The sequence below is a fragment of the Aeromicrobium sp. UC242_57 genome, assembly GCF_044452305.1.
Taxonomy (GTDB): domain Bacteria; phylum Actinomycetota; class Actinomycetes; order Propionibacteriales; family Nocardioidaceae; genus Aeromicrobium.
Window position 1 is genome coordinate 381,941 of the sequence record NZ_JBIOAM010000005.1, and the last position, 24,186, is coordinate 406,126.

Below are 24,186 nucleotides of genomic sequence, written 5' to 3' on the forward strand. Positions count from 1 at the left end.
TCCCCGCCCCGGCGCATCGGCTGCCCGGTGACCTGGCTCACACCCCCGAACATCCCTAGCGTTCTGGACAGGAGGCGCATGTCGCGCCGTCCCGGACCAGAAGAGGTGTCACCATGCGCGAGACGATCTCCGACGAGGCCAATGCGGCCTATCAACGCATCCACGCGTCAGACGACTTCGCCCAGCTGAAGCGTTCGTACCTCGGCTTCGTCGTCCCCCTGACCATCGCCTTCATGGCGTGGTACCTGCTGTACGTCCTGATGTCGAACTACGCGGATGCCTTCATGGGCCACGTGCTGTTCGGCAACATCAACGTCGCCCTGGTGTTCGGCCTGCTGCAGTTCGTCACGACCTTCGGCATCGCGATCTGGTACGCCCGGTTCGCGGCGTCCCGCATGGACCCCATCGCAGATCGCCTGCGTGAGGAGTACGAGCAGGAGATCGAGCGATGAGGACCGCAGACACGCTCCTCGCCGCGAGCGACGACGGCAACCAGGCACTGACCGGCTCGCTGTTCGTCGTGATCGTGCTGATCACGGTCGGCATCACCTTCTGGGCCAGCCGCAACAACAAGACCGCCGCCGACTACTACGCGGGCGGACGTAGCTTCTCCGGCGTCCAGAACGGATTCGCCGTCGCCGGCGACTACATGTCCGCCGCTTCGTTCCTGGGCATCTCCGGAGCCATCGCACTGTCGGGCTATGACGGCTTCCTGTACTCGATCGGCTTCCTGGTCGCCTGGCTCGTGGCCCTGCTGCTGGTAGCCGAGCTGCTGCGCAACTCCGGCCGGTTCACGATGGCCGACCAGCTGCGCGTTCCGGATGCGGCAGCGTCCCGTGCGCACGGCTGCTGCTACCTCGACCGTCGTCGTCTCGATCTTCTACCTGCTCGCACAGATGGTCGGTGCTGGTGCGCTGGTGGCGCTGCTGCTCGGCGCCGACAGCCAGACCACCAAGAACCTCACGATCATCGGCGTCGGCGTGCTGATGATCTTCTACGTCACGGTCGGTGGCATGAAAGGCACGACCTGGGTGCAGATCGTCAAGGCGGTCCTGCTGATGGTCGGCACGGTGCTGATCACGGTGCTGGTGCTCGCGAAGTTCAACTTCAACATCAGCGACATGCTCGGGACGGCCGCCGAGGAGAGCGGAGCCGGCAAGGCGTTCCTCGAGCCCGGACTCAAGTACGGCGTCTCGACCGAGGCCAAGATCGACTTCATCTCGCTCGGCCTGGCCCTCGTGCTCGGCACGGCAGGTCTGCCGCACATCCTGATCCGCTTCTACACAGTTCCGACGGCCCGGCAGGCGCGCAAGTCGGTGCTCTGGGCGATCGGCCTGATCGGTTCGTTCTACCTGATGACGCTCGTCCTGGGCTTCGGTGCGGCTGCACTCGTCAAGGGCGACAAGAAGCAGGACATCGTCGACTCGGGCGGCAACCTCGCATCTCCGTTGCTGGCCGAGGCCGTGGGCGGAGGATCCGGCTCGACCGGTGGCGCCTTGCTGCTCGCCTTCATCTCGGCGGTCGCCTTCGCGACGATCCTCGCGGTGGTCGCTGGCCTCACCCTGACATCTGCATCGTCGGTGGCTCACGACATGTACGCCAACGTCTGGAAGAAGGGCAAGGTCACCGAGAAGCAGGAGGTCAAGGTTGCTCGCATCGCGGCCTTCATCATCGGCGGCATCGCGATCGCGCTGTCGATCCCGGCCCAGAAGCTCAACATCGCGTTCCTGGTGGCACTGGCCTTCGCGGTCGCTGCGTCGGCCAACCTCCCGGCGCTGCTGTTCAACCTGTTCTGGCGCCGGTTCAACACGCGGGGTGCGGTGTGGAGCATCTACGGCGGCTTGATCTCGTGCGTCGGGCTGGTGATCTTCTCGCCGGTCGTCTCCGGCTCGGAGACCGCGATGATCACCGGGGCCGACTTCAGCTGGTTCCCGCTGGCCAATCCCGGCATCATCTCGATCCCGCTGGGCTTCTTCTTCGGCTGGCTGGGCACCGTGACGGCCCGCGACCACGATGCCGAAGCGCGCTACGTCGAGCTGGACGTCCGGTCGATGACCGGAGCCGGATCAGAGAAGTGACCCCCCACGCTGAGGAGGGGGTTACGGCCCCACCAGGAGGCGGTTACCGCCCCAGGCGAGGGCCGAAACCCTCTCGCCGGAGGGCGACAACCCCCTCCTCAGCGTTAGGGCAGGAGGCCGGCGCGGCGAGCGTTCGTGACGGCCTCGTGCCTCGACCGGGCACCGAGGCGGGCCATCGCGCTGCGCAGATAGCTCTTGACGGTCTCGCGGCCCAGGCCCAACCGGTCGGCGATCTCGGCATTGCGGCAGCCCATCGCGACCAGGCCCATGACGTCGAGCTGCCGTTCGGTCAAGATCACGGCGCCGGTCGACGGATCGAGCAACGCCTCGATCCGCGCACGGGTCGCCGGATCGGTCGTCTCCCGAGCGATGATTCGCATCTCGGCGAAGGCGTCGCGGAACCGCTGCCGCTCCGCAGTCTCTGGACCCGCGACGGCCTGGGCGTCGCGCAAGCCGACCCTCCGGTCGACCTCGTCGCGGATCTCCAGCTCACCGGCCACCCGACGGGACTCGGCCACCAGGGCCTCCAACGCCTCGGGCGACAGCTCGGCCTCACCGCGCGTCCCGGCGTACAGCAGACCCCGGACGTCCTCACGCACGACGATCGGCACGACCGCCAGGAACGTGACCCGCTCGCCAAGGATCTGCCGGTCGTACTCGTGAGTGATCTCCGGCGACGTGCCGTAGTCGCTGACGTACGCGGGACGCCGGCTGAGCCAGGTCTTGCCGCCCAGGCCTGCCGCCGGACGGATCGTGATGGACGACAGGTCGGTCGTGATCTCGCCCATCGTCAGCGTGACAGGCACGCCGTGCTCGTCACGCAGGCCGCCGAACACCAGGGGACGTCGCTGTCGCGGCGCAGGCGCGCTGCGGCCGACCGCAACAGATCGTGGTCCTCGAGCCGACCAGCATCCCCCACGACGTACCCCCTTCTGGGGCTAGAACTTCTTCCACCACCCCGCGACCATGTGGGGTAGACCACACCCAGTTTGTCACGGCGACCCGATGCACGTCCGAGCCGCCGACCGACTGCGATGACGAGGAGCAACTGTGAACGATCCGAACATCAGCCACCTGTCGCACGAGGAACGGACCTTCGATCCCCCGGCCGACCTCGCCGCCGCAGCCAACGTCACGGCCGACGAGTACGACGTCGCCGCAAGCGACCGGATCGCGTTCTGGGGCAAGCAGGCCAACCGGCTCGACTGGGGAACCCCGTTCAACGACGTCCTCGACTGGAGCAACGCCCCCTTCGCGAAGTGGTTCGTCGGCGGCCAGCCAACGCGTCCTACAACTGCGTCGACCGCCACGTCGAAGCCGGTCGCGGCGACAAGGTCGCGCTGCACTTCGTCGGCGAGCCGATCGACGACGCTCGCGACATCACCTACGCGCCTCAAGGACCAGGTGTCCCAGGCCGCCAACGCGCTGATCGACCTCGGCGTCCAGACCGGTGACCGCATCGCGATCTACATGCCGATGATCCCTGAGGCCGTCGTGGCGATGCTGGCGTGCGCACGCCTGGGAGCGCCGCACACCGTCGTGTTCGGCGGCTTCTCCGCAGATGCCCTGTCGAGCCGCATCATCGACTGCGAGGCCAAGATCGTCATCACCGCCGACGGCGGCTACCGTCGCGGCGCCCCGTCGGCGCTCAAGCCTGCGGTCGACGAGGCGCTCGAGAAGTGCCCCGACGTCCGCAACGTCCTGGTCGTGCGCCGCACGGGTCAGGACGTCGAGTGGACCGAGGGTCGCGACGTCTGGTGGCACGACACCGTCGACGCCGCGTCGACCGACCACACCCCGGAGATGTTCGACGCCGAGCACCCGTTGTACGTCATGTACACCTCGGGCACGACCGGTTCACCCAAGGGCATCCTGCACACCACGGGCGGTTACCTGACGCAGGCGGCGTACTCGTTCTGGGCGGTCTTCGACCACAAGCCCGAGACCGACGTCTACTGGTGCACCGCCGACATCGGCTGGGTCACCGGTCACTCGTACCTGACCTACGGGCCGTTGGCCGAGGGAGCAACCCAGGTCATGTACGAAGGCACACCCGACTCCCCGAACCGAGGACGTTGGTGGGAAATCATCCAGAAGTACGGGGTGACCATCTTCTACACGGCGCCGACCGCCATCCGCACGTTCATGAAAGTGGGGCGAGCGACATCCCCGCGAAGTACGACCTGACATCGCTGCGCATCCTCGGCTCGGTCGGTGAGTCGATCAACCCCGAGGCATACGTCTGGTACCGCGACAACATCGGCGGCGGACGCACGCCGATCGTCGACACCTGGTGGCAGACAGAGACCGGCGCACACATGATCACCCCGCTGCCGGGCGTGACGTCCGGCAAGCCCGGCTCGGCCATGACGGCCCTGCCCGGCATCGCGGCCGAGGTCGTCGACGACGCCGGCAACCCGGTCGAGAACGGCGAGGGCGGCTACCTCGTCATCACCGAGCCGTGGCCGTCGATGCTGCGCACGATCTGGGGCGACGACCAGCGCTACAAGGACACCTACTGGTCGCGCTGGCCCGGCTACTACTTCGCTGGCGACGGTGCCCGCAAGGACGAGGACGGCGCGATCTGGCTGCTCGGCCGCGTCGATGACGTCATGAACGTGTCGGGTCACCGACTGTCGACGACCGAGATCGAGTCTGCGCTGGTCTCGCACCCGAAGGTCGCCGAGGCCGCCGTCGTGGGCGCCAACGACGAGACCACCGGCCAGGCCGTCGTCGCATTCGTGATCCTGCGAGAGTCGGCCGGCGACGGTGGCGAGGACGTCATCTCCGAGCTGCGCAACCACGTCGGGCACCAGATCGGCCCGATCGCCAAGCCCCGCCAGATCATGGTCGTGCCCGAGCTGCCCAAGACGCGGTCGGGCAAGATCATGCGGCGGTTGCTGCGCGACGTCGCCGAGAACCGCGAGGTCGGCAACACGACGACCCTCGCCGACAGCGGCGTCATGGACCTCATCACGTCTGGCATGAAGACGTCCACGGAGGACTGACACCGACAATCTGCTGTCCCGGTGACCGCCGGTCCCCTGCGCGGGATCGGCGGTCGCTTGTAGGGTCGGAGCATGAGCACCCAGGAAGACCCGACCATCGGCCGGCTCGTCGCAGATGCCAGCCGCGACATCTCCGCACTGGTGCAGGCCGAGATCCAGCTGGCCAAGAGCGAGCTGCGGGTCAGCGCCAAGGCTGGCGGCATCGGCGCCGGGATGATCGCCGTGGCCGGCTTCCTCGGCCTGATGATCATCATCTTGCTGTCGTTCTCGTTCGCGTACTTCCTGACCATGACGGGCCTGCACCCGGCCTGGGCGTTCCTCATCGTCTCCGGCGCCTACCTGCTGCTCGCGGTGCTGCTGATCCTCGTCGGCATCAAGGCGTTGAAGAAGATCCGCGCACCCCAACGCACGATCGACACCGCCAAGGAGATCCCAGCGGCGCTGAAGGGCAAGACCTCGTAGTAGAGCCAGCCTCCTAGGCGCAGCCGCCGGTCGACACCGTCGCAGTGGCTGAGACACCCTTGCGGGCATTCTCGGCGACCTGTTCGGCAGTCAGCGCGTAGCCCGTGGTCTTGTCGGAGATCGACGCTGCGAAGATCACGCCGAGCACGTCGCCCTTCTCCGAGACCAACGGTCCACCGGAGTTGCCCGACCGGACGAGTCCGCGCACCGAGAACGTCTGCCGCTCGACCTGCCCCCGGTCGTAGATGTCGGGGCTGCGCAGCGTGAGCTCGTTGCGGATGCGGGCAGCGCGAGCGTCGAACGGACCGTTCTCGGGGAAGCCGAGGATCGCCGCCGACTGCCCGTCCTTGCCGGTCGGGTCGAACTTCAGCGGGTCGAGGTCGACGCCGTCGACGGCGAGGACGGCGACATCGAGCTTCTCGGTCGAACAGCACGACCTTGGCCGGGACCCGCCGCTCGTCGATCACGACCGACGGCGACTCGACGCCTGCCACGACGTGCGCGTTGGTCATGATCCGGCCGTCTGCGTAGACGAAGCCAGAGCCTTCGATGCCCCGGTCGCACTTCGCCTGTCCCAGGATCTTGACGACGCTGTCGCGCGCCTTCTGCACGCCCGGACGGGCCAGCGTCGCGTCGTCCGGTGGACCGACCGGCGCGATGTCCTCGCTCTGGAACGGATCGATGTACCGGGGGAAGATGTTGGTGTCGAGCACCTCGTTGAACGACCGCAGCGCCGACGTCGCGCGCTGGGGCATGACGCCGTCGACCCGCTGCAGGATCGACGAGTCGCGCGAGGCGATCGACAGGTACGGGATCGATGCGCCGCTGACCGAGTAGCCCAACGCCCACGCCGCGCACAGCACCGCGACGATGCTCAACGCGCTGCCGGCCACGGCGTCGACCCAGCGCAGCGGACGCCACGTCATCCCGTTGCGCAGGTCGGTGCCGACGTACGTCCCGATCGCTTGACCGATCGCCGCCGCGCCGATCACGACCGCCAAGGCGACCAACGAGCTCGACAGGGTCGGCGTGTCCCCCGACAGGACCTGGGGGATGAACGCGATCGCGAGCAGTCCCCCGACGAGCAGACCGACTGTCGCGATCAAGTTGACCACGAAGCCCTGGAAGTAGCCCGAGATCGCGTAACCGACCAGGACCACGACGATGATCAGGTCGAGCGAGTTCATGAGCGCAGCTCAGGCAGCGCGCGGACGATGTTGTCGTCCCACGGCTGCTCCCACCCGACCTGCTCGAACAGGCGCGAGATGATCCCGGCGGTGAATCCCCACAGCGGCATGTCGGTGCCGACCTCGAAGGCCGGTCCCTTCCAGCCCGAAGTGTGCTGGACGCTGAAGCGGTTGGCTGGATCCATCAGCTGACGGATCGGCAGGTGCAGCACCGACACGACCTCCTGGTCGCTGACCGGGCGCAACGGCGTCGGCTCGCACCAGTGGGCCAGCACGGGCGTCACGGCGAAGTTGCTGGGCGGGATCCACAACGTCGGCAGCTCGCCGAAGACCCGCACGGTCGACGGGTCGAGACCGATCTCTTCCTCGGCCTCACGCAGCGCCGTGGCGACCGCGTCGGAGTCTTCCGGATCGGACTTGCCGCCCGGGAACGCCACCTGCCCCGGGTGGTTGCGCATCGTCTTGGCCCGTTCGGTCAGCAGCAGCGGGGCCGTGCGGTCCGTCGGAGAACAGCATCAGCACGGCGGCGGGACGGGCGTCGTCGGGGACCGTCGTGAAGTTGGGGGACAGCTGCGCGGCCTCGACCGACGTCACGAGCTTCTCGAGGGGACGCAGCCACTCGGGCAGGCTCTCGGCGGCGGTCATGGACACCATTGTGGACTGCGACTCCACAGTGCGGCGACGCAGACCGTCATGCCGGACCCTGGGTCGTGACAAGTGCGGCCGCCTCGACCGGATCGGTCGGCCCCTCCCCGAAGGACGGGCACCAGTGCGCGACCGGACACGCGCCGCACGCCGGCTTCTTGGCGTGACACCGCCGGCGGCCGTGCCAGATCAGTCGATGACTCAGCATCGTCCAGTCCTTGCGGGGGAAGATCGCCGCGACCGCGTGCTCAGTCTTGACTGCGTCCTTGGCGATCTCGGGCGGCACCCAGCCCAGACGGCAGACGAGCCTGGCGAAGTGCGTGTCGACGGTCAGCCCCGGGACGTCGAAGGCATTGCCCAGCACGACGAAGGCCGTCTTGCGTCCGACGCCCTGCAAGGTCACAAGGTCTTCGAGACGGCCAGGGACCTGCCCGTCGTACCGTTCGACGATCGCGCTCGACAGACCCAGCAGGCTGTCGGTCTTGGCCCGGAAGAACCCGGTCGGACGGATGATCTCCTCCAGTGCGGCGCGGTCGGCGGCCGCCATCGCATACGCGTCGGGGTACGCCGCGAAGAGCGTCGGCGTGATCGCGTTGACCCGGCGGTCGGTCGTCTGGGCCGACAGGACCGTGGCCACCAGCAGCTCGAAGGGGTCGCGGAAGTCGAGCTCGCACCCGGCGTCGGGATAGGTCTCGGCGAGCACCCGATGCACCTTGCGCGCCCGCCTGACCAGCGACGTGTCCGGTCGATTCACGGAAGTCGTCACAAGGTCAGCCTACGTGTCACGGCGAGTGGTTGGCCCAGAGTCGTCCGGATGTGGGAAACTGCACCAGGGGACACACTTGGTGATCCCAGCAACGAGCGATAGGGAAGACCGTGACCGACGACGTTCTCCGGCAGGCACCGCTGTTCTCCGGCCTCGACGATGAGGTCGCGGGGGCACTCGAAGCATCGATGTCATCGACGTCCTTGCGCCGCGGCGAGATCTTGTTCAGCGAAGGTGATGACGGCAATCAGCTGTACGTCGTCACCGACGGGAAGATCAAGCTCGGTCGCACCTCGCCTGACGGACGCGAGAACCTCCTGGCGATCCTCGGCCCCGGCCAGATGTTCGGCGAGCTGTCGTTCTTCGATCCCGGACCGCGCTCGGCGACGGCCACGGCGGTGACCGATGTCGAGCTGAAGTCGCTCGGGCACGAGGCTCTCTCGCCGGTGCTCAACACGCATCCCGACGTCGCCCACGCGCTGCTCAACCAGCTGGCCGGCCGTCTGCGTCGCACCAACGAGGTCGTTGGCGACCTGGTGTTCAGCGATGTTCCCGGCCGTGTCGCCAAGGCGCTGCTCGACCTGGCCTCGCGCTTCGGTCGCCGCGCCGACGACGGCATCCACGTCAACCACGACCTCACGCAGGAAGAGCTGGCCCAGCTGGTCGGCGCCTCGCGCGAGACGGTCAACAAGGCCCTGGCCGACTTCGCGAGCCGCGGCTGGCTGCGACTCGAGCCCCGCTCGGTCGTCATCCTCGACCTCGAACGCCTGCAGCGCCGCGCCCGCTGACCCAGGCGCCGCACACATCGAGCGTTCTTGCCACGTACCCAGCGCTGTAACGCCAGGTACGTGGCAAGAACGCTAGGTCTCGTGGGAGACCGGCAGCGGGGTCAGGCGAGGTAGTCGAGCTGAGCCTTGACGCTCTGCTCGGCTGCGGGCCACAGGATCTCGTCGACGTCCTTGTAGACCGTCTCGACGACTTCGCGCGCCGTCGTCGCACCGGCCTCGACGGCGGCCCTGACCTGGTCGAGCCGCTCGGCCCGGTGCTCGAGGTAGTAGTCGACCACGGCGCCCGGCGAGGTGATGACCGGACCGTGACCCGGCAGGATCCGGTCGACGAGGCCCTCTTCCACGAGCTCGCGGATGTGCGCCAGCGAGTCGAGGTACGGCCCGAGCACGCCGTCGGGATGGGCGATGACCGTCGTGCCGTGGCCGAGGATCGTGTCGCCGCTGAGCAGCGAGCCCTCCGCGCCGATCAAGAAGCACGTCGAGTCGGTCGTGTGACCGGGCGTCGCGAGGACTTCGATCTCCAGTCCGTCGACCACGATCCGCTCGCCGTCGACCAACGGTTCGGCACCCGTCGTGAACTCCGGGTCGAACGACCGGGTCGGCGCACCCGTCAGCTCGACAAACCGGTCCAAGGCCTCGGTGTGGTCGAAGTGTCGGTGCGTGAACAGCACCAGTGCCACCTCGCCAGCCGCTTCGAGCACCGCCTGCAGGTGCTTCTCGTCCTCCGGACCAGGATCGACGACGACCGAGCGCTGCGCCCCCGGTTCACGCAGGATCCACGTGTTGGTGCCGGTCAGGGTCATGATGCCGGGATTCTCGGCCAGGACGAACGAGACCCGGTCGGTGACGACGGTGACAGTCATGCGGAATCTCCCAGGTAGGTCTCGAGATAGGCCTCGCCGTCGACCATGACGAGCTCGGCAGGATCGTCTCGATCGTGCGTTCGGCGGCCGCAGCGAGCACGGTCGAGGCAGTGAACGCCGACACGTCACGGCACGTCGAGATCGTCGGCGGCATCATCGCGGCCTCGCCTGCCTCGACAGCGGCCAACGCCTTCGACAACGGCACCCAGTCGGCGTGGTCGGCCTCACGGCTCAGGCTGCCGACGCTCTGGCCGGCTGGCAGCGCTGCGACGAAGAACTTGGTGTCGTAGCGGCGCGGCTCGAACTCCGGCGTGATCCAGTGAGCCCAGGCGCCCAGCAAGTCGGCCCGCAGCACGAGCCCCCGCTGGTCCAGGAAGTCGACGAACGCCAGCTTCGCCCGCATCGAGGGCGACGCGCGCGGCCTCCATCTCGGCACCGGTCGTGTCGGAGACGACGGTGTCACCATCGGGGCCGGCCAGCAGGATGCCGGTCTCCTCGAACGTCTCCCGCACAGCCGCGACCACGAGACCGCGAGCCAGCTCGGCGTCACAGCCGAAGCGCTTCGCCCACTCATCGGGCCCCGGGCCGAACCACGGGATGCCGGGCGTCGAGTCGGTGGCCATCAGTCCGCCGCCGGGAAAGACGTACATGCCCGCTGCGAAGGCCATGCTGGCCTGGCGACGCATCAGGTAGGCCTCGAGCCCTTCGGCTCCGTCGCGCACGACCACGATGGTCGCTGCCTGTCGCGGCTCGACCGGCGTCACCGGCGGGTTGCCCGCCGACTCGCGCAACCGCGCCGGCAGCGGGATCCGGATCATCGAACTTCCACGACCAGCTCGACCTCGACAGGTGCGTCAAGCGGCAGGACCGGAACGCCGACGGCGCTGCGGGCGTGCTGGCCGGCTTCGCCGAAGGCTGCGCCGAACAGCTCGCTGGCGCCGTTGGCGACACCGGGCTGACCCGTGAAGTCAGGCGTGCTGGCCACGAACACCGTGGCCTTGACGACACGCACGACGTCATCGAGATCGGTCTGCTGCTGGACGGCCGCGATCGCGTTGAGGGCACACTGCCGGGCGCACTCGTAGGCCGTCTCGGCGCTGACCTCGCCGCCGACCTTGCCGGTGGCGAGCAGCTGCCCGTCCTGCAGGGGAAGCTGTCCCGAGGTGAAAACGAACGTGCCCGAACGCACGGACGGGACGTACACCGCGACCGGTGCAGGGGCGACCGGCACCGTGAGGCCAATCTCGGCCAACCGCTCATCGACGCGCGACATCAGGCGACCGGTCGCTTGAAGTAGCCCACGAGGTTCTCGGGGTTCATGCCCGGAACGATCTGGACGAGCTCCCAGCCGTCAGAACCGAAGTTGTCCAGGATCTGCTTGGAGACGTGGACGAGGATTGGCGCGGTGAGGTACTCCCATTTCGTCATGCACTGACTGTATCTGGCCAAGCAGCCCCGAGATCTGCTCAGCCCAGAGGTCTTAGGCTTTTGCGGCCGCGAGCCGCAGCAGCTGGGTCGCCTGGTCGACGAGCACGTCGGCCGCCAGGCCCGATGCCTGGGTCAGGTTGACCGTGATCACGACACCGTCGACCAACGCCGCAGCCTGCAGCTGGGTGTTCTCGCCGTCGCCGAACCGCCCGGTGACGGCGAAGGCCTCGTCGCCGATGTCGGCGATCTCGTGCAGCTGAGAGTCGGTCAACACGGACGTGGAACCGGACTTGTAGACCTCGAAGCCACCGCCCAGCTCGGCCTCGGGCTGGGTGTCGATCGCCACGGACGTGGCCCGCGGATCCTCCTGGTCGTACTCGCACACGTCGAACGGACCGACCTCGGAGGTCACGGTCGCGCCGATGATCGTGCCGACCTCGTCGGCCGAGATCTCGCTGCACGGGTCGAAGGCAGCCGCCTGGTCGTCGGAGTCGGCGACATCGTTGGCGTCGCTGGTGGCGACATCCTCGCCCGGCGCGGAGTCGTCACTGCCTCCACAGGCTCCGACCGCGAACAGCAGGACAACAGCAACAGCAGCAACACATCGGCGCATGACAGAGCTCCTCAGGCCCAGGGGAGCCTCCAGCGTAGGAACGGCCGAACGGAGAGGTAAGTAGGGAAATCCCTGATCAAGAGGCGGTCCTGCCCAGGCTGGGTAGGCTCGTGACGTGGCCCAATCGACTGAGCTCCATGTCGTCACCGGCAAAGGTGGCACCGGCAAGACGACTGTCGCTGCCGCGCTCGCGATCGCCCTGGCCGGCCAGGGCAAGAAAGTGCTGCTGTGCGAGGTCGAGGGCCGTCAGGGCATCGCCCAGCTGTTCGACGTCCCGCCGCTGCCGTACGAGGAGCGCATGGTCGCCGTCGGCCTCGGCGGCGGTGAGGTCTACGCCCTCGCGATCGACCCCGAGGCGGCTCTCCTGGAGTACCTGGCGATGTACTACCGGCTCGGTCGCGCCGGCAAGGCGCTCGACAAGTTCGGGATCATCGACTTCGCCACGACGATCGCCCCCGGTGTCCGTGACGTGCTGCTGACCGGCAAGGTCTACGAGGCTGCCCGGCGTCGCGATGGCGACCGTTTCACGTACGACGCCGTCATCATGGATGCCCCGCCGACCGGACGCATCACCCGGTTCCTCAACGTCAACTCCGAGGTCGCCGGGCTCGCCAAGGTCGGGCCGATCAGGCGTCAGGCCGACTCGATCATGGAGATGATGCGCGCGAAGACGACGCGCGTGCACCTCGTCACGGTGCTCGAGGAGATGCCGGTGCAGGAGACCATCGACGGCATCGCCGAGCTGACCTCCGAGCGGCTGCCGGTCGGACACGTCATCTTGAACCTCGTCCGCCCGTCGCTGGTGTCGCCGGCCACGGCCGAAGCACTGTCGAGCGGCTCCTTGACGGCTAGCAAGGTCGCAAAGTCGCTGTCGAAGACCCGCCTCGACGACGACGCCGCCCCCGCTCTCGTGGAAGGCGGCTTGGCGCACCTCGAGCGCCAGCGTCTGCAGGACGGCCAGCGCGAGATCCTCGACGACTGCGGGCGCCCGCTCGTCGAGCCGCCGCTGCTGAGCGACGCGATCGACCTTGGCGGGCTGTTCGAGCTGGCCGAGCAGCTGGAGGAGCTGACATGACCGGAAAGGCGCAGACCAGTCCGTCCACGCGCAAGGGTCGCACCGCTCCGCGCGGTGGCCAGCGCACGACGGTGGCCGGACAGCTCGACGTCGATGCCCTGCTCGACGACCCGAAGACGCAGATCGTCGTGTGCTGCGGGTCTGGCGGAGTCGGCAAGACGACGACCGCGGCCGCTCTCGCACTACGGGCTGCTGAGAAGGGGCGCACGGTCTGCGTCCTGACGATCGACCCGGCTCGTCGTCTCGCCCAGTCGATGGGGCTGACCGGCTCGACAACACCCCGCGCCCCGTCAAGGGCGCTGCGGCCGACGGCGGATCGCTCGACGCCATGATGCTCGACATGAAGCGGACGTTCGACGAGGTCGTCGAGCAGCACGCGACGCCCGAGAAGGCCGCACAGATCTTGTCCAACCCGTTCTACATCGCCTTGTCGAGCTCATTTGCGGGCACGCAGGAGTACATGGCGATGGAAGCTCGGCCAGCTGCACGCGACCGGCACCTGGGACCTGATCGTCGTCGACACGCCGCCGTCGCGCTCGGCCCTCGACTTCCTCGACGCCCCCGACCGCCTCTCGTCGATGCTCGACGGCCGGTTCATCAAGATCATGCTGGCGCCGGCGAAGGGACCGGCGAGACTGCTGAGTGCCGGTTTCGGGATCGTCACGAGCGCCCTCAACAAGGTGCTCGGTGCCCAGGTGCTGACCGACATGCAGACGTTCATCGCCGCGTTCGACACCCTGTTCGGCGGTTTCCGCCAGCGCGCTGAAGGCACCTACGCATTGCTGCAGGCAGACGGGACCGCGTTCGTGGTCGTCGCCGCACCCGAGCCCGCGGCGATGCGCGAGGCGTCGTACTTCGTCGAACGCCTCTCGGGCGAGAACATGCCGCTGGCGGGCCTGGTGGTCAACCGGGTCCACGAGAACGGCGCCGACGCCATCAGCGCATCCGACGCCGAGTCGGCGAGCCACCGGCTCAGCACCGGGACCCCGACCGACCAGATGACCGCCGGCTTGCTGACGATCCACGCCGACCGGATGCGAGTCGACGCCCGCGAGACCCGCCTCAAGCGACGTTTCAGCGCGGCACATCCGTCGGTGCCGACGGTGTCGGTCGCGGCTCTGCCCGGAGACGTCCACGACCTCGACGGACTACGTCAGATCGGTGACCTGCTCGCCCGCACAGCCCCGTAAGGCTCGACGGGCGCTGAGGTCAGACGGCGACTTGGAGAACGCTGCGCCAGGCGGTCACGTTGGGACGACGACGCAGCAGCGCACGGCGCTCGCGCTCGGTCATTCCGCCCCAGACACCCCACTCGATGCGGTTGTCGAGCGCTTCGGCCAGGCACTCGGCCCGGACGTGGCACGTGCCGCACACCTGCTTGGCCCGGTTCTGCTCTGCGCCCTTGACGAACAGCGCATCAGACTTTCCCCGGCAAGCGGCATCGGCCGCCCAGTTTTCATTCCACATGTCTAACCTCCCCGAGACCGGCCACGGTGGCCGAAGTTGGTTAAAACAAACCTAGGAAGTTGGCTCTTCAGGCGTCAGAGCGTTCAGGATCATTTTGTCTAGCCACAAATGACTAGACAGCTTGTCGCCTGGCACTTCAGTTGGAACTAGTCACGTACCCTGTGAGGTATGGCCTTGGACGACTTTCGCAACTCTTTGCGACGCGCTGCCCAGTCTGAAACCCGCACCGGACGCAAGTCCGTCCTGATCGGTGCGATGGCACGACTGTCAGGCCTCGGAGGCCTGCTCGTGGCGATGATGCTGATTCCCGCCACTGCGGTCGTCGCGATCACGTTCAACAAGGTGACCAACGACGTCGTCGACCTGCCGCTGACCCTCGAGGACCAGCCGAGCGCCCAGACGACCAGGCTGCTCGCCTCTGACGGCTCCCTGATCGCGTACTTCTACAAGGAGAACCGTCAGGACGTCCCGCTCAAGGACATCGCACCAGTCATGCAGGATGCGCAGCTGGCGATCGAGGACAACCGCTTCTACGAGCACGGCGCGCTCGACCTCAAGGGCACGTTGCGAGCCCTCGTCAACAACGCCTCCGACGGCCAGACCCAGGGTGGCTCGTCGATCACCCAGCAGCTCGTCAAGCTGACGCTGGTGTCGCAGGCCAAGACCAAGGACCAGGTCGAGGCGGCGACCAAGAAGTCGACGGCCCGCAAGATCCGTGAGCTCAAGCTCGCGATCCAGTACGAAGAGACCCACTCGAAGGACGAGATCCTCGAGCGCTACCTCAACCTCGCCTACTACGGCGCTGGCGCCTACGGCATCAGCGCGGCTGCCGACCGTTACTTCTCCCGCAGCCCCGACAAGCTGCAACGCCCGGCAGGCCGCGACGTTGGCCGGTCTGGTCAAGAACCCCGTCGAGTACGACCCCAACGTCTACCCCGAGAAGGCCCTGCAGCGGCGCAACACGGTGCTCGCGGTCATGGCGCGTCTCGGCAAGATCACGCCTCAAGAAGCCGAGAAGTTCCAGTCGCAGCCGCTCGGGCTCAAGACCACCGAGTTCCCCAACGGCTGTGTCGACTCCAGCGCCGAGTACTCCTGCGACTATGTCCGCCAGTGGCTGCTGGCGCAGCCGGCCCTAGGAGAGACTGCGGCAGATCGCCAGGCAGCCCTCGAGCGTGGCGGTCTGACGATCAAGTCCAATATCGACGTCAGCATGCAGAAGGCCACCGACAAGGCCGTCTACGACACCGTCAAGACGACCGACACCCAGGCCATCGCGGCGCTCGCCTCGGTCGAGCCGGGCACCGGCAAGGTGCGCGCGCTGTCGCAGTCGCGCACGATGGGTCGCAGCAAGAAGAAGGGTGAGTCCTTCATCAACTTCACGGTGCCGACGGCTTACGGACAGTCCGGCGGCTTCCCGGCCGGCTCGACGTTCAAGCTGTTCACCGTTGCTGCGGCGCTCAAGAAGGGCATCGACGTCGGCAAGACCTACAACTCACCTGCCAAGATGACGATGCCGGCCGGTAAGCTACTTCGCCTGTAACGGCGGAGGCGTGTCGCCGTGGCCGGTCAGCAACTCGACCACCTCAGGCTCGAAGAACATGTACACGGGCACCAGGGAGTCCGTGAACACCTACTTCTGGCGGCTCGAGAAGGACGCTGGCCTGTGCAACACGGTCCGGATGGCCGAGTCGATGGGCATCAAGGTGCTCGATGATCAGCAGGTCGGACCATTCACGCTTGGCGTCACCAATGTCAGCCCGCTCGACATGGCTGCGGCGTATGCGACGTTCGCCTCGGGCGGCATGTACTGCAAGCCCCGCCCGGTCGCCGAGATCCTCGACTCGTCGGGCAAGGTGCTGAAGAAGTACGGCTCCGACTGTGAGCGCATCCTCAGCAAGGACCAGGCCGCCCAGATCAATGACATCCTGCGCGGTGTGCAGGAGCCCGGTGGCTTCGGCTACAACAACGGCACCGGCCTGAAGATCCCGTCGGCTGCCAAGACCGGAACCGCCCAGGACAACCAGTCGGTCTGGTACACCGGCTACACCCCCGAGCTGTCGACCGCCTCGATGATCGCCGGTGTCAAGAAGAACGGCAGCCCGCGTTCGCTCGCCGGCGTCAAGATCAACGGCGCCTTCCTCAACTTCCAGGCTGTCGGTGGTTCATCGTTGGCCGGTCCGATGTGGGCCAAGGCGATGCAGAAGATCCAGGACTCCTTGGCCCCGGCGAAGTTCGACACGCCGCCCAAGCGTCAACCGGTCGCCGTCAAGAAGGCTGATCCCAAGAAGAAGAAGAACGACCGCGGCAACCGCGGCCGCGACCGTTAGCCGACAGTGACCTGTGGGACGGCGCGAACCGTCCCACAGGTCACTGGTCCTGCTGCTACTTCTTGATCGAGATGCTGCGGCTGCGGTCCCGTCCCGGCCTTGACGGTGCTCGAACCCAGGTAGCGCACCACGATCTTCTTGCCTGTTCCGGTGCGGCGCAGCGACGTGAAGACAGCTGTCGCCTTGCCGTTCTTGATCGCGACGGTCCGCGACTTCCCGGCCACCACGACCTTGACCCGACCGGTCGGTGCGAGGCCTGGGGCGCTGACCCGCACCGCGACCCTGAGCCCGGCTCCACGCTTGACCCGCGACTTGTTGGTCGTCACCTTCAGGGTCGGCGTCGCCTTGACGACCTGGTAGGTCGCCCGCCCCGCCGAGGCCGCATGCTGCGACTCCGACGGGGTGAACGCCACGTCGACGCTCTGCCGACCGACGCCCTGCGCACGGGCTGGCAGCACGATGCGGGCCTGGCCGGCGACGACGGGCGCACGGTAGGTAGCAGCGCCGACACGGACGCCGACCGTTCCGGTCGCCGACGCAGGGGCCACGCGGACGTCCAGCGAGCCCTTCTGGCCGTAGGTCACGGTCTTGGCCGCGACACTCACCGAGGTCGCGACGGCAGGGATCGTCGCCGAGACAGGCACCGAGTAGCGTCCGGCACCCACCCAGCTGGTGCCGGCGACGCTCACCTCGTACGTCGACCCGGGGATCAGCGAGGAGACGACCACGCTGGTCTCGTCGGGTCCGACCTCGCGGATCACGTCGTCACCGGACGACGGGTGCAGCCGGACGCGGTAGCCGTCAGCCTCGATGCCAGTCCAGCCGACGGCGACCGCGGTGCCGTCGACGTCTGCCGAGAGCACCTCGGGGACACCGCTCGGGGCGAAGGCGAGGGGCAGGACCACGGCGACCGGGATGACGCTGTCAGTGCTGGTGCCGTCGCCGAGGTAGCCCTCGATGTTGCTGCCCCACGAGTACGACTTTCCGTCGTCGCCGACAGCCGTGGCGTGATTCGCGCCAGCGGCGATCTGGGTGAGGTGGACGCCTTGCGGTGCCGCGATCTCCACGGGACCGACGAGAGCACGCCGGTACCGCCCTGGCCGTTGCCCAGGTGTCCCAGGCGGTTGGTGCCCCAGGCAAAGGCCCGGCCATCCTTCGAGGTGGCGACCGAGAAGTAGCGTCCCGCATCGACCGAGGTGAGCTCGACCCCGTCAGGCGTGCTCACCTGCACCGGGACCGATGAGCTCACAGTGCTGCTGTTGCCCAGCTGCCCGTTGTTGTTGTAGCCCCACGCGTAGGCAGTGCCGTCCTCGGCGGTCGCGACGGTGTGCCCTTCGCCTGCCGAGACGTCGATGATCTTCACGCCCTCCGGGAACGTCACGGGGGTGGGACCGACACGGCGGTCGTGCTGCCGGTGCCGAGCTGTCCACGGTTGTTGTAGCCCCACGAGTAGACGACACCGTTGTCGCCGATCGCCGACGAGTTCTGCTCCCCGGCCGAGACCTGCACGAACGCGACCCCGTCGGGCCGCTGCGTCTTGACCGGGACCGAGACGTCCACCTTGGCATTGTTGCCGAGCTGTCCTTGGCTTCCGGCGCCCCAGGCGTAGATGTCCCCGTCATCGGTCAGCGCGAGCGAGTGGTACTTGCCGGCATCGACCGACACGACCTGCTCGGTGTCGGGGATCTGCACCCTCACCGGTGAGAGCCGGTCGACGACCGCGCCGTCGCCGAGCTTGCCCTGCGAACCTGCACCCCAGGCGTACACCGTGCCGTCGGTCGTCAGCGCGAGGCTGTGCGACAGCGCCGCAGACACCTGGTCGAGCTTCAGGTCGGCTGCGTCGACGGCGACCGGCGAGAGACGGCTCTCGCCGGTCCCGTCGCCGAGACGTCCTTGGATGTTGTAGCCCCACGAGTACGCCTTGCCGTCCCTGCCGACGGCGACTCCGTGGGTCGCTCCTGCGGACACCTGGGTGAAGGCGACCTCGGTCGAGGCGAGCGGCTCCGGATCTGCTGCCGCGGGACCACCCGCGCCCAGGGAGACCGTGAGCATGGCGGCCGCGACGAGTGCGATCCTGCGCCGCCGTGATGCTGCCCTCACCTCGTCTGCTGCGTGTACGTCGTCGATGGTCATGGTCGTTTCCTTTCGTCGTGCCCCGAAAATGGCAGGCAGGGACCACGGGCAACCGATGGTCGACCGTGCCTGCGCTGTGGTTCTTGCTGGGTGTGGTGCTGGTCAGTTCGGCGCGTGCACCCGGGCGTCCTGCCCGTTGCTGACGCCGTAGTCGTAGAAGAAGCCGAGCGCCTTCTCGCCGGAGGCCCCGTTGCGCGTGAGACCTTCGTCGGTGTGCAGGAACCGGCGCGTCGTCGACGGCCGGGTGCTCTTGATCCAGCCGCTGTTGTCGCTGGCGCTCACGACGAGCCGGACCGATCCGGTGAAGGGCTTGGTCTGGGCGTTCTTGCCCCACGGGTCGGCGTACAGGACCCGGCTGCCTCCCTGGTTCTTCACCAGCGTCTTGGCCAGCCAGGCATCCCTGATCGTGCCGTCGAACCACGAGTCTGGCGACTTCTCGTCGACCGGTTCGTCGGGGCTCGCGGCGCGCTGCTCGGCCCACGGAGTCCAGGCCTGCTGGTTGCCGTCCTCCCAAGCCAGGTCGTTGAGGTAGCCGATCACGGTGTCGGTCGATCCGTTGCCGGCGTAGTAGCGAGCGGGGTTCTGGATGCCGAACCACGGCTCGTAGCGGGCGATCTCCTGACCCGTCGTGTCGGTGATCGAGTTGTACGACTGCCACTGCTCGTAGCCGGCCCACCACCAGCCGCTGGCGCCCGCGACCGGGCTGCCGCGCAGGTCGTCCTGCACGCCGGTGCCGCCGGCCGCGCCGTTCTTGACGTACTGCTCGAGGCAGTCCTTCGTCGGGATGATCCGCATGCCGCCTTGGCCGTCGGGCAGGTTCGAGCCGATCGTGGTCACCGCCTCTGCGGACGTCTGCGTGCTGTTGAACGGGCGGGTGCACGACGCGTGCAGCTGGTTGGCGTTGCCGTAGCTGCTCATCGTGGTCGACAGCACCTCGGTGCCGTCATTGCACCTCACGGCGTACACGGCTCATGGACGTTGTTCTTGGTCGCGTCCGACGACCAGGAGCCTTGGTGCGACTTGGTCAGGATGTCGCACACGAGCTTGCGGGTCGTGCCGTTCGCATCGCGGAACTCCTGGCCCATCTGCTGGTCGTTCGAGACGATGACCTTGTGGCCGGGGTCGTCCTCGTGCCGGTGCACGCTGGAGCCTGTCGCCTCCGCATAGATCGACAGCTGTTCGGAGCCGTAGCCGAACGGGAGGCCGTTCGCGGCGGGGTTCTGCTTCTTGAGCTCGCTGACGACCCAGTCGTAGATCGTCGATGCTCGCGGATCGTCGCCGTGCTCGTGACCGAAGGTGCACGTCGAGCCATCACTTCGGGTGTGCACGGCGGGGTGCCAGCCCGGGTAGAGCTTGCCGTCGACCCCTGTCACGGCGTAGCTGTTGTGCTCGGCGACGGTGCAGCCGGTCGCATTCTGCTCGTGGACGGACGGCTTCCAGGAGTTCAGGTAGGCGCGGGAGTAGACCGGGTCGGTGTGGCCGTGATGGCCGCCGTCGTCAGGGACGGAGGGCTTGACGACCTTGACCCGCAGCGTGGCGTTCTTGGCGACCGTCACCTTGCGGGGCTTGGTCAGCCGCACCACGACGCGAGCAGCACGCTGAGAGCCCTTCGAGGCAGCGATGACCTTGGTCTGCCGCGCGGTCAGGCGCAGCGTGACGGTCTTGCGGTGCTTGCCGGCCACCGAGATCTTCTTCTTGGCGTTCTTGACGCCGGCCACGGTGACCTGCACCGTGCCCCGGCAGCGCTGCTTGCTGGTGCACGACAACCGGGCCGGAACCTGCCTGGCTGCGGACACGGTGCTGCTGATCTTGGTGATCTTGATCGGCTTGGATGACGCCGCCACGGCGGAGGTGGCCTGGAAGCCTGCCAGCACCACGAGGCAGGCGACCGCGAAGGCGAGATATCGCCGCCGAGTGGTCCATCTGTGGTGGGACTGTGGGCCAGCAGGAGCGCCGGACGTTCTCGGCATCGCGTGTTCACCATTTCTGAGAGCTCAGTATTACTAAACTGAGGCTAACCTAAGTGAAACGATTTGTGACGCTCGAGACCTGCTCTGAGACACAGGTCACGCCACGTGCGTCAGGCGCCGAGCTGGCGCTTGACCTCCGCAGCGACCGCACCGCCGTCGGCCTTGCCCTTGACCTGCGGCGACACGATGCCCATGACCTTGCCCATGGCCTTCATCCCCTGGCCTGCCGCCCCGGCAGCATCGACCGCAGCCGTCACCACCGCAGCGATCTCGTCGGCCGTCAGCTGAGCGGGGAGGTACTCCGCAAGGATCGCGGCCTCGGCCGTCTCCTTCTCCGCGAGCTCAGGACGATTGCCCTCGGCAAAGGCCGTCGCCGCCTCGCGCCGCCTCTTGGCCTCGGCGCCCAGCACTGTCAGGACGTCCTCGTCGGTCAGCTCACGGACCTCCTTGCCGGACACCTCGGCATTCGTGATCGACGTGAGCACCATGCGGAGGACGGACGTCCGCAACGCATCACGCGCCTTCATCGAGGTCGTGAGGTCTGAGTGGAGCTGATCCTTGAGAGCTGACATGCCACCAGTGTCCCACCAGTCGGATGACATGCTGGAGACATGCGCCCCCTCCTCTGGTCTGCCGCCGCCGCAACAGCAGGTCTGGCCTACGCAACCGTGGAAGCGCAGGCCTTCACGGTGCGCCACGTGACGGTGCCAGTCCTCGCACCCGGCTCGGCACCGCTGCGCGTCCTGCACCTGTCCGACACCCACATGACGCCCAGGCAACACCGCAAGCAGCAGTGGCTGCGCGGCCTGGCCGACCTGGCACCCGACCTCGTCGTCAACACCGGCGACAACCTCGCGCACCTCGACGCGGTTCCCTCGGTGCTGCGCGCCTACGGCGATCTGCTCGATCTGCCCGGTGTGTTCGTCTTCGGCTCCAACGACTACTTCTCGCCGGTGCTCAAGAACCCCATGCACTATCTCAAGGGCGGTACGGGGGTCAGCAGCGGCGGCGACTGGCAGCGTCAGAAGGACCTGCCCTTCGACGAGCTCCGCTCAGCATTCAGCCAACGCGGCTGGACCGATCTGAGCAATCGGCATGGCACTCTCGAGATCGCCGGTCGCCAGCTCGCCTTCGTCGGCGTCGACGACCCCCACCTGGAGTACGACGTCCTCGACGACGAGCCGGCCGATCCCGACGCCGACCTCGCGATCGGCGTCGCCCATGCGCCGTACCTACGTGTGCTCGACCGCTGGAACTCGCTCGGCTACCCGCTGATCATGGCCGGGCACACCCACGGCGGCCAGCTCCGCCTCCCGTTCTACGGCGCGCTCGTGACCAACTGCGACCTCGATCGCGCCCGCGCTCGCGGCCTTCACCGGCACCAGGTCGGCGACCATGATCCGTCCTGGCTGCACGTCTCGGCAGGCCTCGGAACCTCGCCGTTCACCCCGGTTCGCTTCGCATGCCGCCCCGAGGCAACACTGCTCAACCTCACTGGGATAGACTCTTCCAGTTCCCTCTTGTAGGGAGCGTCGGGCTGTGGCGCAGCTGGTAGCGCGCGTCGTTCGGGACGACGAGGCCGCAGGTTCAAATCCTGTCAGCCCGACAAGGTGAAACTCCCGGATCTGTGACAACAGATCCGGGAGTTTCTTCGTCTCACGACTTGACGCGAGTCTTGTACGTCACCTGCGCGACCTCGACGAATTCCTGGCGCCACTTGGTGATCTTGAGCGTGATCCGGTACTTCTTCTTGCCGATCCGCTTGCCCGTGAGGCTGGTCTTGCCCGCACGGCTGTAGCCCTGTTCACCGTAGAGGTCACCGCGGACCTGCTTGGCATTGGCAGGCAGCTTGAACGTCCAGGTCGCCTTGGCAGACGTCCCGTCCTCACATGCCATCTCGAGCCACTTCCTGTACGTGTCGAAATAGCAACCCTTGCCCTTCTTGCGGCTGCTGGTCGCGGTTCCGCTCTTCTCCTTGACGATCGTGCGATTGAGGTAACGATGAGCGACAGTCACCGGCTCCGTCGCCATGACGGGCTGCTCGATCCAGCTGTCGTCGGGGCCACGGACCGACGTGGTCCCCGAAGCACCACCCGGTACTTGCCCTTCGCTGCCTTCTTGCCGTTCGCCTTCTTGCCGTTCCAGGTGAAGGACAGGACGCTCTCTTCGCAATCCTCGTCCGCGCACTTGGACCGGCCGCTGAGCTGTCGCACCTGCGAACCACGAGAGCTGTAGACCGTGGCGGTGACATCGGAGTAGTCCAGGGCGTCGTAGGTCGAGATCGTCACTGTGTCCTTGAAGCCGTCCTTGACGATCGGGAAGAACTCACGGTTCGACACCGTGAAGCCGTCCGCGAAGTAGCTGTTCTCCTCCGCATCAGCTCGCTGGCGCGGTTCCAAGACTGACCAGCGACAAGATCAGGGCCGCAGCAACAGGGATGGCGAACTTCTTCATGCGTCGTCTTTCCTCGAATCAGTAAGGCAACGCCCGCGGGCGTTCTGGCAGATCCTGTCAGATGAAGGACGCGCCTGACCGCGAAACCAGGACATGTGACCTGGGGCACCCTGTGACAAACTGTGCGTATGGTCGAGGAGCGAGAGCCCGCTAAACGGGTCGTCAAACGGGTGGTCAAGAAGACCGTCGTCCGCCCTGCCGCGCCGACCGAACCTGCACCGACGGTGCGCTATGGGCGCCCAGTCGCGACAGCGACCAAGCCGACCCCCAAGGCCAAGGTCGCCAGCCCCAAGACAGCGACCGCCAAGGTCGCCGTTGCACCCAAGCCGCCGCCTGAGCGCCCCCGCCTCGACGTGGGCGCAAGGCTCCAGGCCGCCGGACACCGGGTCAGCGATGGCTGGTGGGTCGTCGCCGATGCCGTCCGCGACGGCTCAGGCGCCGCGTGGGCCCGCCTGAGCAGCAGCGCTCGAGCCGTGGCGGCGTGGCGGCTGCCGCACATCAACATCTACCTCGCGACGGTCGTCACGGGGGCGGTCGTCGGGCTGGTTGCCGTGGTCCTCGGCTACGCCTCGCTGCAGGTCTTCGAGCAGGTGCGCGGCGTGGCCACCGGCGGCGGACTCTGGGGCGGCCTCGCGTTCATCGTGATCGCGCTGATCGCCTGGTGGCTCGGCAGCGCCTTGCTGGCTGGCTTCGGCGCTCGCTCCGGTCGACTGACGAGCCTCCTGGGCGTCGTGGTGACCGTCGTGGCGATCCTCGGCCTGTTCCTCGAGCCCGCACAGACCGCCGCAGCCGTCGTGATCATCCCGACGCTCAGCCTCGCCTCGTACACCCTCGCGCACTGGCTGATCGACCTGGCCGAGCGCACCCCCCGCCGAGATCGACTGAAGCCCCCGGGACGTCATCACGAACGCGCTGACGCACG

The 24,186-nt window shown here is 67.4% G+C and carries 26 protein-coding genes, 1 tRNA gene and 6 pseudogenes; 12 read left to right on the plus strand and 21 right to left on the minus strand.

Features of this window, described 5'->3' with window-relative positions:
• Positions 1–113: 113 nt before the first annotated feature.
• Entirely contained in the window at positions 114–452 is a 339-nt protein-coding gene (locus tag ACHMWU_RS23825; protein ID WP_396047754.1) for a DUF485 domain-containing protein, read from the plus strand.
• Positions 449–2,078 (plus strand): annotated as a pseudogene (locus tag ACHMWU_RS23830) (cation acetate symporter). The gene ACHMWU_RS23825 and the pseudogene ACHMWU_RS23830 overlap by 4 nt, the downstream one beginning before the upstream one ends.
• A gap of 104 nt (positions 2,079–2,182) precedes the next feature.
• On the opposite strand, the gene ACHMWU_RS23835 reads toward ACHMWU_RS23830, so the two are convergent.
• Complete coding sequence (locus ACHMWU_RS23835; protein WP_396047756.1) at positions 2,183–2,914, minus strand: LuxR C-terminal-related transcriptional regulator; 732 nt, start codon at positions 2,912–2,914, stop codon at positions 2,183–2,185.
• Between the two features lie 214 nt (positions 2,915–3,128).
• On the opposite strand from ACHMWU_RS23835, the pseudogene acs reads away from it, so the two are divergent.
• Both acs and ACHMWU_RS23845 read left to right on the plus strand, forming a co-directional pair.
• Positions 3,129–5,086 (plus strand): annotated as a pseudogene (acs, locus tag ACHMWU_RS23840) (acetate--CoA ligase).
• Between the two features lie 72 nt (positions 5,087–5,158).
• Entirely contained in the window at positions 5,159–5,548 is a 390-nt protein-coding gene (locus tag ACHMWU_RS23845) for a phage holin family protein (RefSeq protein WP_396047758.1), read from the plus strand.
• A 13-nt stretch (positions 5,549–5,561) separates the two neighbouring features.
• Here the strand turns inward: ACHMWU_RS23845 and ACHMWU_RS23850 are convergent.
• The 5 genes and pseudogenes from ACHMWU_RS23850 to nth form a co-directional block, all read right to left on the minus strand.
• Positions 5,562–5,942, minus strand: a pseudogene (locus ACHMWU_RS23850) (trypsin-like peptidase domain-containing protein); the annotation flags it as partial.
• 82 nt (positions 5,943–6,024) lie between these two features.
• Positions 6,025–6,735: pseudogene (locus ACHMWU_RS23855) on the minus strand (CvpA family protein); the annotation flags it as partial.
• On the minus strand, positions 6,732–7,193 hold the full coding sequence (locus tag ACHMWU_RS23860; RefSeq protein WP_396047761.1) for an NUDIX hydrolase: 462 nt from the start codon (positions 7,191–7,193) through the stop codon (positions 6,732–6,734). The pseudogene ACHMWU_RS23855 and the gene ACHMWU_RS23860, both read right to left, overlap by 4 nt.
• Positions 7,108–7,380: a hypothetical protein gene (locus ACHMWU_RS23865; RefSeq protein WP_396047762.1), complete on the minus strand. Its 273-nt coding sequence runs from the start codon at positions 7,378–7,380 to the stop codon at positions 7,108–7,110. Before ACHMWU_RS23865 ends, ACHMWU_RS23860 begins: the two co-directional genes overlap by 86 nt.
• Before the next feature lie 46 nt (positions 7,381–7,426).
• Complete coding sequence (gene nth / locus ACHMWU_RS23870; protein ID WP_396047764.1) at positions 7,427–8,134, minus strand: endonuclease III; 708 nt, start codon at positions 8,132–8,134, stop codon at positions 7,427–7,429.
• Positions 8,135–8,256: 122 nt separating this feature from the next.
• Between nth and ACHMWU_RS23875 the strand changes: the two genes are divergently transcribed.
• On the plus strand, positions 8,257–8,934 hold the full coding sequence (locus ACHMWU_RS23875; RefSeq protein ID WP_396047766.1) for a Crp/Fnr family transcriptional regulator: 678 nt from the start codon (positions 8,257–8,259) through the stop codon (positions 8,932–8,934).
• A gap of 101 nt (positions 8,935–9,035) precedes the next feature.
• Here the strand turns inward: ACHMWU_RS23875 and ACHMWU_RS23880 are convergent, their stop codons facing one another.
• The 5 genes from ACHMWU_RS23880 to ACHMWU_RS23900 all read right to left on the minus strand — a co-directional run bounded on the left by ACHMWU_RS23880 (position 9,036) and on the right by ACHMWU_RS23900 (position 11,838).
• The gene (locus ACHMWU_RS23880) at positions 9,036–9,797 is read right to left on the minus strand and encodes an MBL fold metallo-hydrolase (protein WP_396047768.1); all 762 of its coding nucleotides are present in this window, start codon (positions 9,795–9,797) and stop codon (positions 9,036–9,038) included.
• Positions 9,798–10,021: 224 nt separating this feature from the next.
• On the minus strand, positions 10,022–10,615 hold the full coding sequence (locus ACHMWU_RS23885) for an NUDIX hydrolase (RefSeq protein WP_396047770.1): 594 nt from the start codon (positions 10,613–10,615) through the stop codon (positions 10,022–10,024).
• Entirely contained in the window at positions 10,612–11,070 is a 459-nt protein-coding gene (locus ACHMWU_RS23890) for a RidA family protein (protein WP_396047772.1), read from the minus strand. Before ACHMWU_RS23890 ends, ACHMWU_RS23885 begins: the two co-directional genes overlap by 4 nt.
• Positions 11,070–11,225 (minus strand): DUF4177 domain-containing protein, encoded by a 156-nt coding sequence (locus tag ACHMWU_RS23895; protein WP_396047774.1) that lies wholly within the window; start codon positions 11,223–11,225, stop codon positions 11,070–11,072. Before ACHMWU_RS23895 ends, ACHMWU_RS23890 begins: the two co-directional genes overlap by 1 nt.
• Before the next feature lie 52 nt (positions 11,226–11,277).
• Entirely contained in the window at positions 11,278–11,838 is a 561-nt protein-coding gene (locus tag ACHMWU_RS23900) for a hypothetical protein (RefSeq protein WP_396047776.1), read from the minus strand.
• Between the two features lie 115 nt (positions 11,839–11,953).
• Between ACHMWU_RS23900 and ACHMWU_RS23905 the strand changes: the two genes are divergently transcribed.
• Together ACHMWU_RS23905 and ACHMWU_RS23910 are read left to right on the plus strand one after the other, a co-directional pair.
• Complete coding sequence (locus ACHMWU_RS23905) at positions 11,954–12,913, plus strand: ArsA-related P-loop ATPase (protein ID WP_396047778.1); 960 nt, start codon at positions 11,954–11,956, stop codon at positions 12,911–12,913.
• Positions 12,910–14,103: pseudogene (locus tag ACHMWU_RS23910) on the plus strand (ArsA family ATPase). Before ACHMWU_RS23905 ends, ACHMWU_RS23910 begins: the two are co-directional and overlap by 4 nt.
• A gap of 19 nt (positions 14,104–14,122) precedes the next feature.
• Here the strand turns inward: ACHMWU_RS23910 and ACHMWU_RS23915 are convergent.
• Positions 14,123–14,380 carry a WhiB family transcriptional regulator gene (locus tag ACHMWU_RS23915; protein ID WP_396047780.1) on the minus strand — a complete coding sequence of 86 codons (258 nt, stop codon included), beginning with the start codon at positions 14,378–14,380 and terminating at the stop codon, positions 14,123–14,125.
• 174 nt (positions 14,381–14,554) lie between these two features.
• Here ACHMWU_RS23915 and ACHMWU_RS23920 point away from each other — a divergent pair, with 174 nt between their 5' ends.
• From ACHMWU_RS23920 to ACHMWU_RS23930, 3 genes are read left to right on the plus strand one after another with little or no spacing between them, the layout of a single operon-like run.
• Positions 14,555–15,742, plus strand: coding sequence for a transglycosylase domain-containing protein (locus ACHMWU_RS23920; RefSeq protein ID WP_396047782.1), 1,188 nt, complete (start codon positions 14,555–14,557; stop codon positions 15,740–15,742).
• On the plus strand, positions 15,717–15,920 hold the full coding sequence (locus tag ACHMWU_RS23925; RefSeq protein WP_396047784.1) for a hypothetical protein: 204 nt from the start codon (positions 15,717–15,719) through the stop codon (positions 15,918–15,920). Before ACHMWU_RS23920 ends, ACHMWU_RS23925 begins: the two co-directional genes overlap by 26 nt.
• Positions 15,921–15,930: 10 nt before the next feature.
• Positions 15,931–16,707: a penicillin-binding transpeptidase domain-containing protein gene (locus ACHMWU_RS23930; protein ID WP_396047786.1), complete on the plus strand. Its 777-nt coding sequence runs from the start codon at positions 15,931–15,933 to the stop codon at positions 16,705–16,707.
• Here ACHMWU_RS23930 and ACHMWU_RS23935 read toward each other — a convergent pair.
• From ACHMWU_RS23935 to ACHMWU_RS23960, 6 genes and pseudogenes are all read right to left on the minus strand, one after another.
• A complete protein-coding gene (locus tag ACHMWU_RS23935; RefSeq protein WP_396047788.1) occupies positions 16,704–17,774 on the minus strand; it encodes a fibronectin type III domain-containing protein in 1,071 nt (356 codons plus the stop codon). The genes ACHMWU_RS23930 and ACHMWU_RS23935 overlap by 4 nt on opposite strands.
• A gap of 59 nt (positions 17,775–17,833) precedes the next feature.
• Positions 17,834–18,154: pseudogene (locus ACHMWU_RS23940) on the minus strand (hypothetical protein); the annotation flags it as partial.
• Positions 18,085–18,840 carry an RCC1 domain-containing protein gene (locus ACHMWU_RS23945; RefSeq protein WP_396047790.1) on the minus strand — a complete coding sequence of 252 codons (756 nt, stop codon included), beginning with the start codon at positions 18,838–18,840 and terminating at the stop codon, positions 18,085–18,087. The pseudogene ACHMWU_RS23940 and the gene ACHMWU_RS23945, both read right to left, overlap by 70 nt.
• Positions 18,841–18,942: 102 nt before the next feature.
• Entirely contained in the window at positions 18,943–19,797 is an 855-nt protein-coding gene (locus ACHMWU_RS23950; protein ID WP_396047792.1) for a hypothetical protein, read from the minus strand.
• Positions 19,794–20,810, minus strand: a complete 1,017-nt coding sequence (locus ACHMWU_RS23955) for a hypothetical protein (protein WP_396047794.1) — start codon at positions 20,808–20,810, stop codon at positions 19,794–19,796. The genes ACHMWU_RS23950 and ACHMWU_RS23955 overlap by 4 nt, the downstream gene beginning before the upstream one ends.
• Before the next feature lie 110 nt (positions 20,811–20,920).
• Positions 20,921–21,382 carry a GatB/YqeY domain-containing protein gene (locus ACHMWU_RS23960; protein ID WP_396047796.1) on the minus strand — a complete coding sequence of 154 codons (462 nt, stop codon included), beginning with the start codon at positions 21,380–21,382 and terminating at the stop codon, positions 20,921–20,923.
• 39 nt (positions 21,383–21,421) lie between these two features.
• On the opposite strand from ACHMWU_RS23960, the gene ACHMWU_RS23965 reads away from it, so the two are divergent.
• Together ACHMWU_RS23965 and ACHMWU_RS23970 are read left to right on the plus strand one after the other, a co-directional pair.
• Positions 21,422–22,336 carry a metallophosphoesterase gene (locus ACHMWU_RS23965; protein ID WP_396047798.1) on the plus strand — a complete coding sequence of 305 codons (915 nt, stop codon included), beginning with the start codon at positions 21,422–21,424 and terminating at the stop codon, positions 22,334–22,336.
• A 7-nt stretch (positions 22,337–22,343) separates the two neighbouring features.
• Positions 22,344–22,416 (plus strand) — tRNA-Pro (locus tag ACHMWU_RS23970).
• Between the two features lie 50 nt (positions 22,417–22,466).
• On the opposite strand, the gene ACHMWU_RS23975 is transcribed toward ACHMWU_RS23970, so the two are convergent.
• The 3 genes from ACHMWU_RS23975 to ACHMWU_RS23985 all read right to left on the minus strand — a co-directional run bounded on the left by ACHMWU_RS23975 (position 22,467) and on the right by ACHMWU_RS23985 (position 24,166).
• Complete coding sequence (locus ACHMWU_RS23975) at positions 22,467–22,841, minus strand: hypothetical protein (protein ID WP_396047800.1); 375 nt, start codon at positions 22,839–22,841, stop codon at positions 22,467–22,469.
• Complete coding sequence (locus ACHMWU_RS23980) at positions 22,823–23,209, minus strand: hypothetical protein (RefSeq protein WP_396047802.1); 387 nt, start codon at positions 23,207–23,209, stop codon at positions 22,823–22,825. The genes ACHMWU_RS23975 and ACHMWU_RS23980 overlap by 19 nt, the downstream gene beginning before the upstream one ends.
• 486 nt (positions 23,210–23,695) lie before the next feature.
• Complete coding sequence (locus ACHMWU_RS23985) at positions 23,696–24,166, minus strand: hypothetical protein (protein WP_396047804.1); 471 nt, start codon at positions 24,164–24,166, stop codon at positions 23,696–23,698.
• Positions 24,167–24,186 lie beyond the last annotated feature (20 nt).

Coding starts and splice junctions, on each gene's coding strand:
- ACHMWU_RS23825 (WP_396047754.1), top strand. CDS start 114: ATGCGCGAGACGATCTCCGACGAGGCCAATGCGGCCTATCAACGCATC.
- ACHMWU_RS23845 (WP_396047758.1), top strand. CDS start 5,159: ATGAGCACCCAGGAAGACCCGACCATCGGCCGGCTCGTCGCAGATGCC.
- ACHMWU_RS23860 (WP_396047761.1), bottom strand. CDS start 7,193: ATGCGCAACCACCCGGGGCAGGTGGCGTTCCCGGGCGGCAAGTCCGAT.
- ACHMWU_RS23865 (WP_396047762.1), bottom strand. CDS start 7,380: ATGACCGCCGCCGAGAGCCTGCCCGAGTGGCTGCGTCCCCTCGAGAAG.
- ACHMWU_RS23880 (WP_396047768.1), bottom strand. CDS start 9,797: ATGACTGTCACCGTCGTCACCGACCGGGTCTCGTTCGTCCTGGCCGAG.
- ACHMWU_RS23885 (WP_396047770.1), bottom strand. CDS start 10,615: ATGATCCGGATCCCGCTGCCGGCGCGGTTGCGCGAGTCGGCGGGCAAC.
- ACHMWU_RS23890 (WP_396047772.1), bottom strand. CDS start 11,070: ATGTCGCGCGTCGATGAGCGGTTGGCCGAGATTGGCCTCACGGTGCCG.
- ACHMWU_RS23895 (WP_396047774.1), bottom strand. CDS start 11,225: ATGACGAAATGGGAGTACCTCACCGCGCCAATCCTCGTCCACGTCTCC.
- ACHMWU_RS23900 (WP_396047776.1), bottom strand. CDS start 11,838: ATGCGCCGATGTGTTGCTGCTGTTGCTGTTGTCCTGCTGTTCGCGGTC.
- ACHMWU_RS23915 (WP_396047780.1), bottom strand. CDS start 14,380: ATGTGGAATGAAAACTGGGCGGCCGATGCCGCTTGCCGGGGAAAGTCT.
- ACHMWU_RS23925 (WP_396047784.1), top strand. CDS start 15,717: ATGGGTCGCAGCAAGAAGAAGGGTGAGTCCTTCATCAACTTCACGGTG.
- ACHMWU_RS23945 (WP_396047790.1), bottom strand. CDS start 18,840: ATGACCATCGACGACGTACACGCAGCAGACGAGGTGAGGGCAGCATCA.
- ACHMWU_RS23955 (WP_396047794.1), bottom strand. CDS start 20,810: ATGCCGAGAACGTCCGGCGCTCCTGCTGGCCCACAGTCCCACCACAGA.
- ACHMWU_RS23960 (WP_396047796.1), bottom strand. CDS start 21,382: ATGTCAGCTCTCAAGGATCAGCTCCACTCAGACCTCACGACCTCGATG.
- ACHMWU_RS23965 (WP_396047798.1), top strand. CDS start 21,422: ATGCGCCCCCTCCTCTGGTCTGCCGCCGCCGCAACAGCAGGTCTGGCC.
- ACHMWU_RS23975 (WP_396047800.1), bottom strand. CDS start 22,841: ATGGCGACGGAGCCGGTGACTGTCGCTCATCGTTACCTCAATCGCACG.
- ACHMWU_RS23985 (WP_396047804.1), bottom strand. CDS start 24,166: ATGACGTCCCGGGGGCTTCAGTCGATCTCGGCGGGGGGTGCGCTCGGC.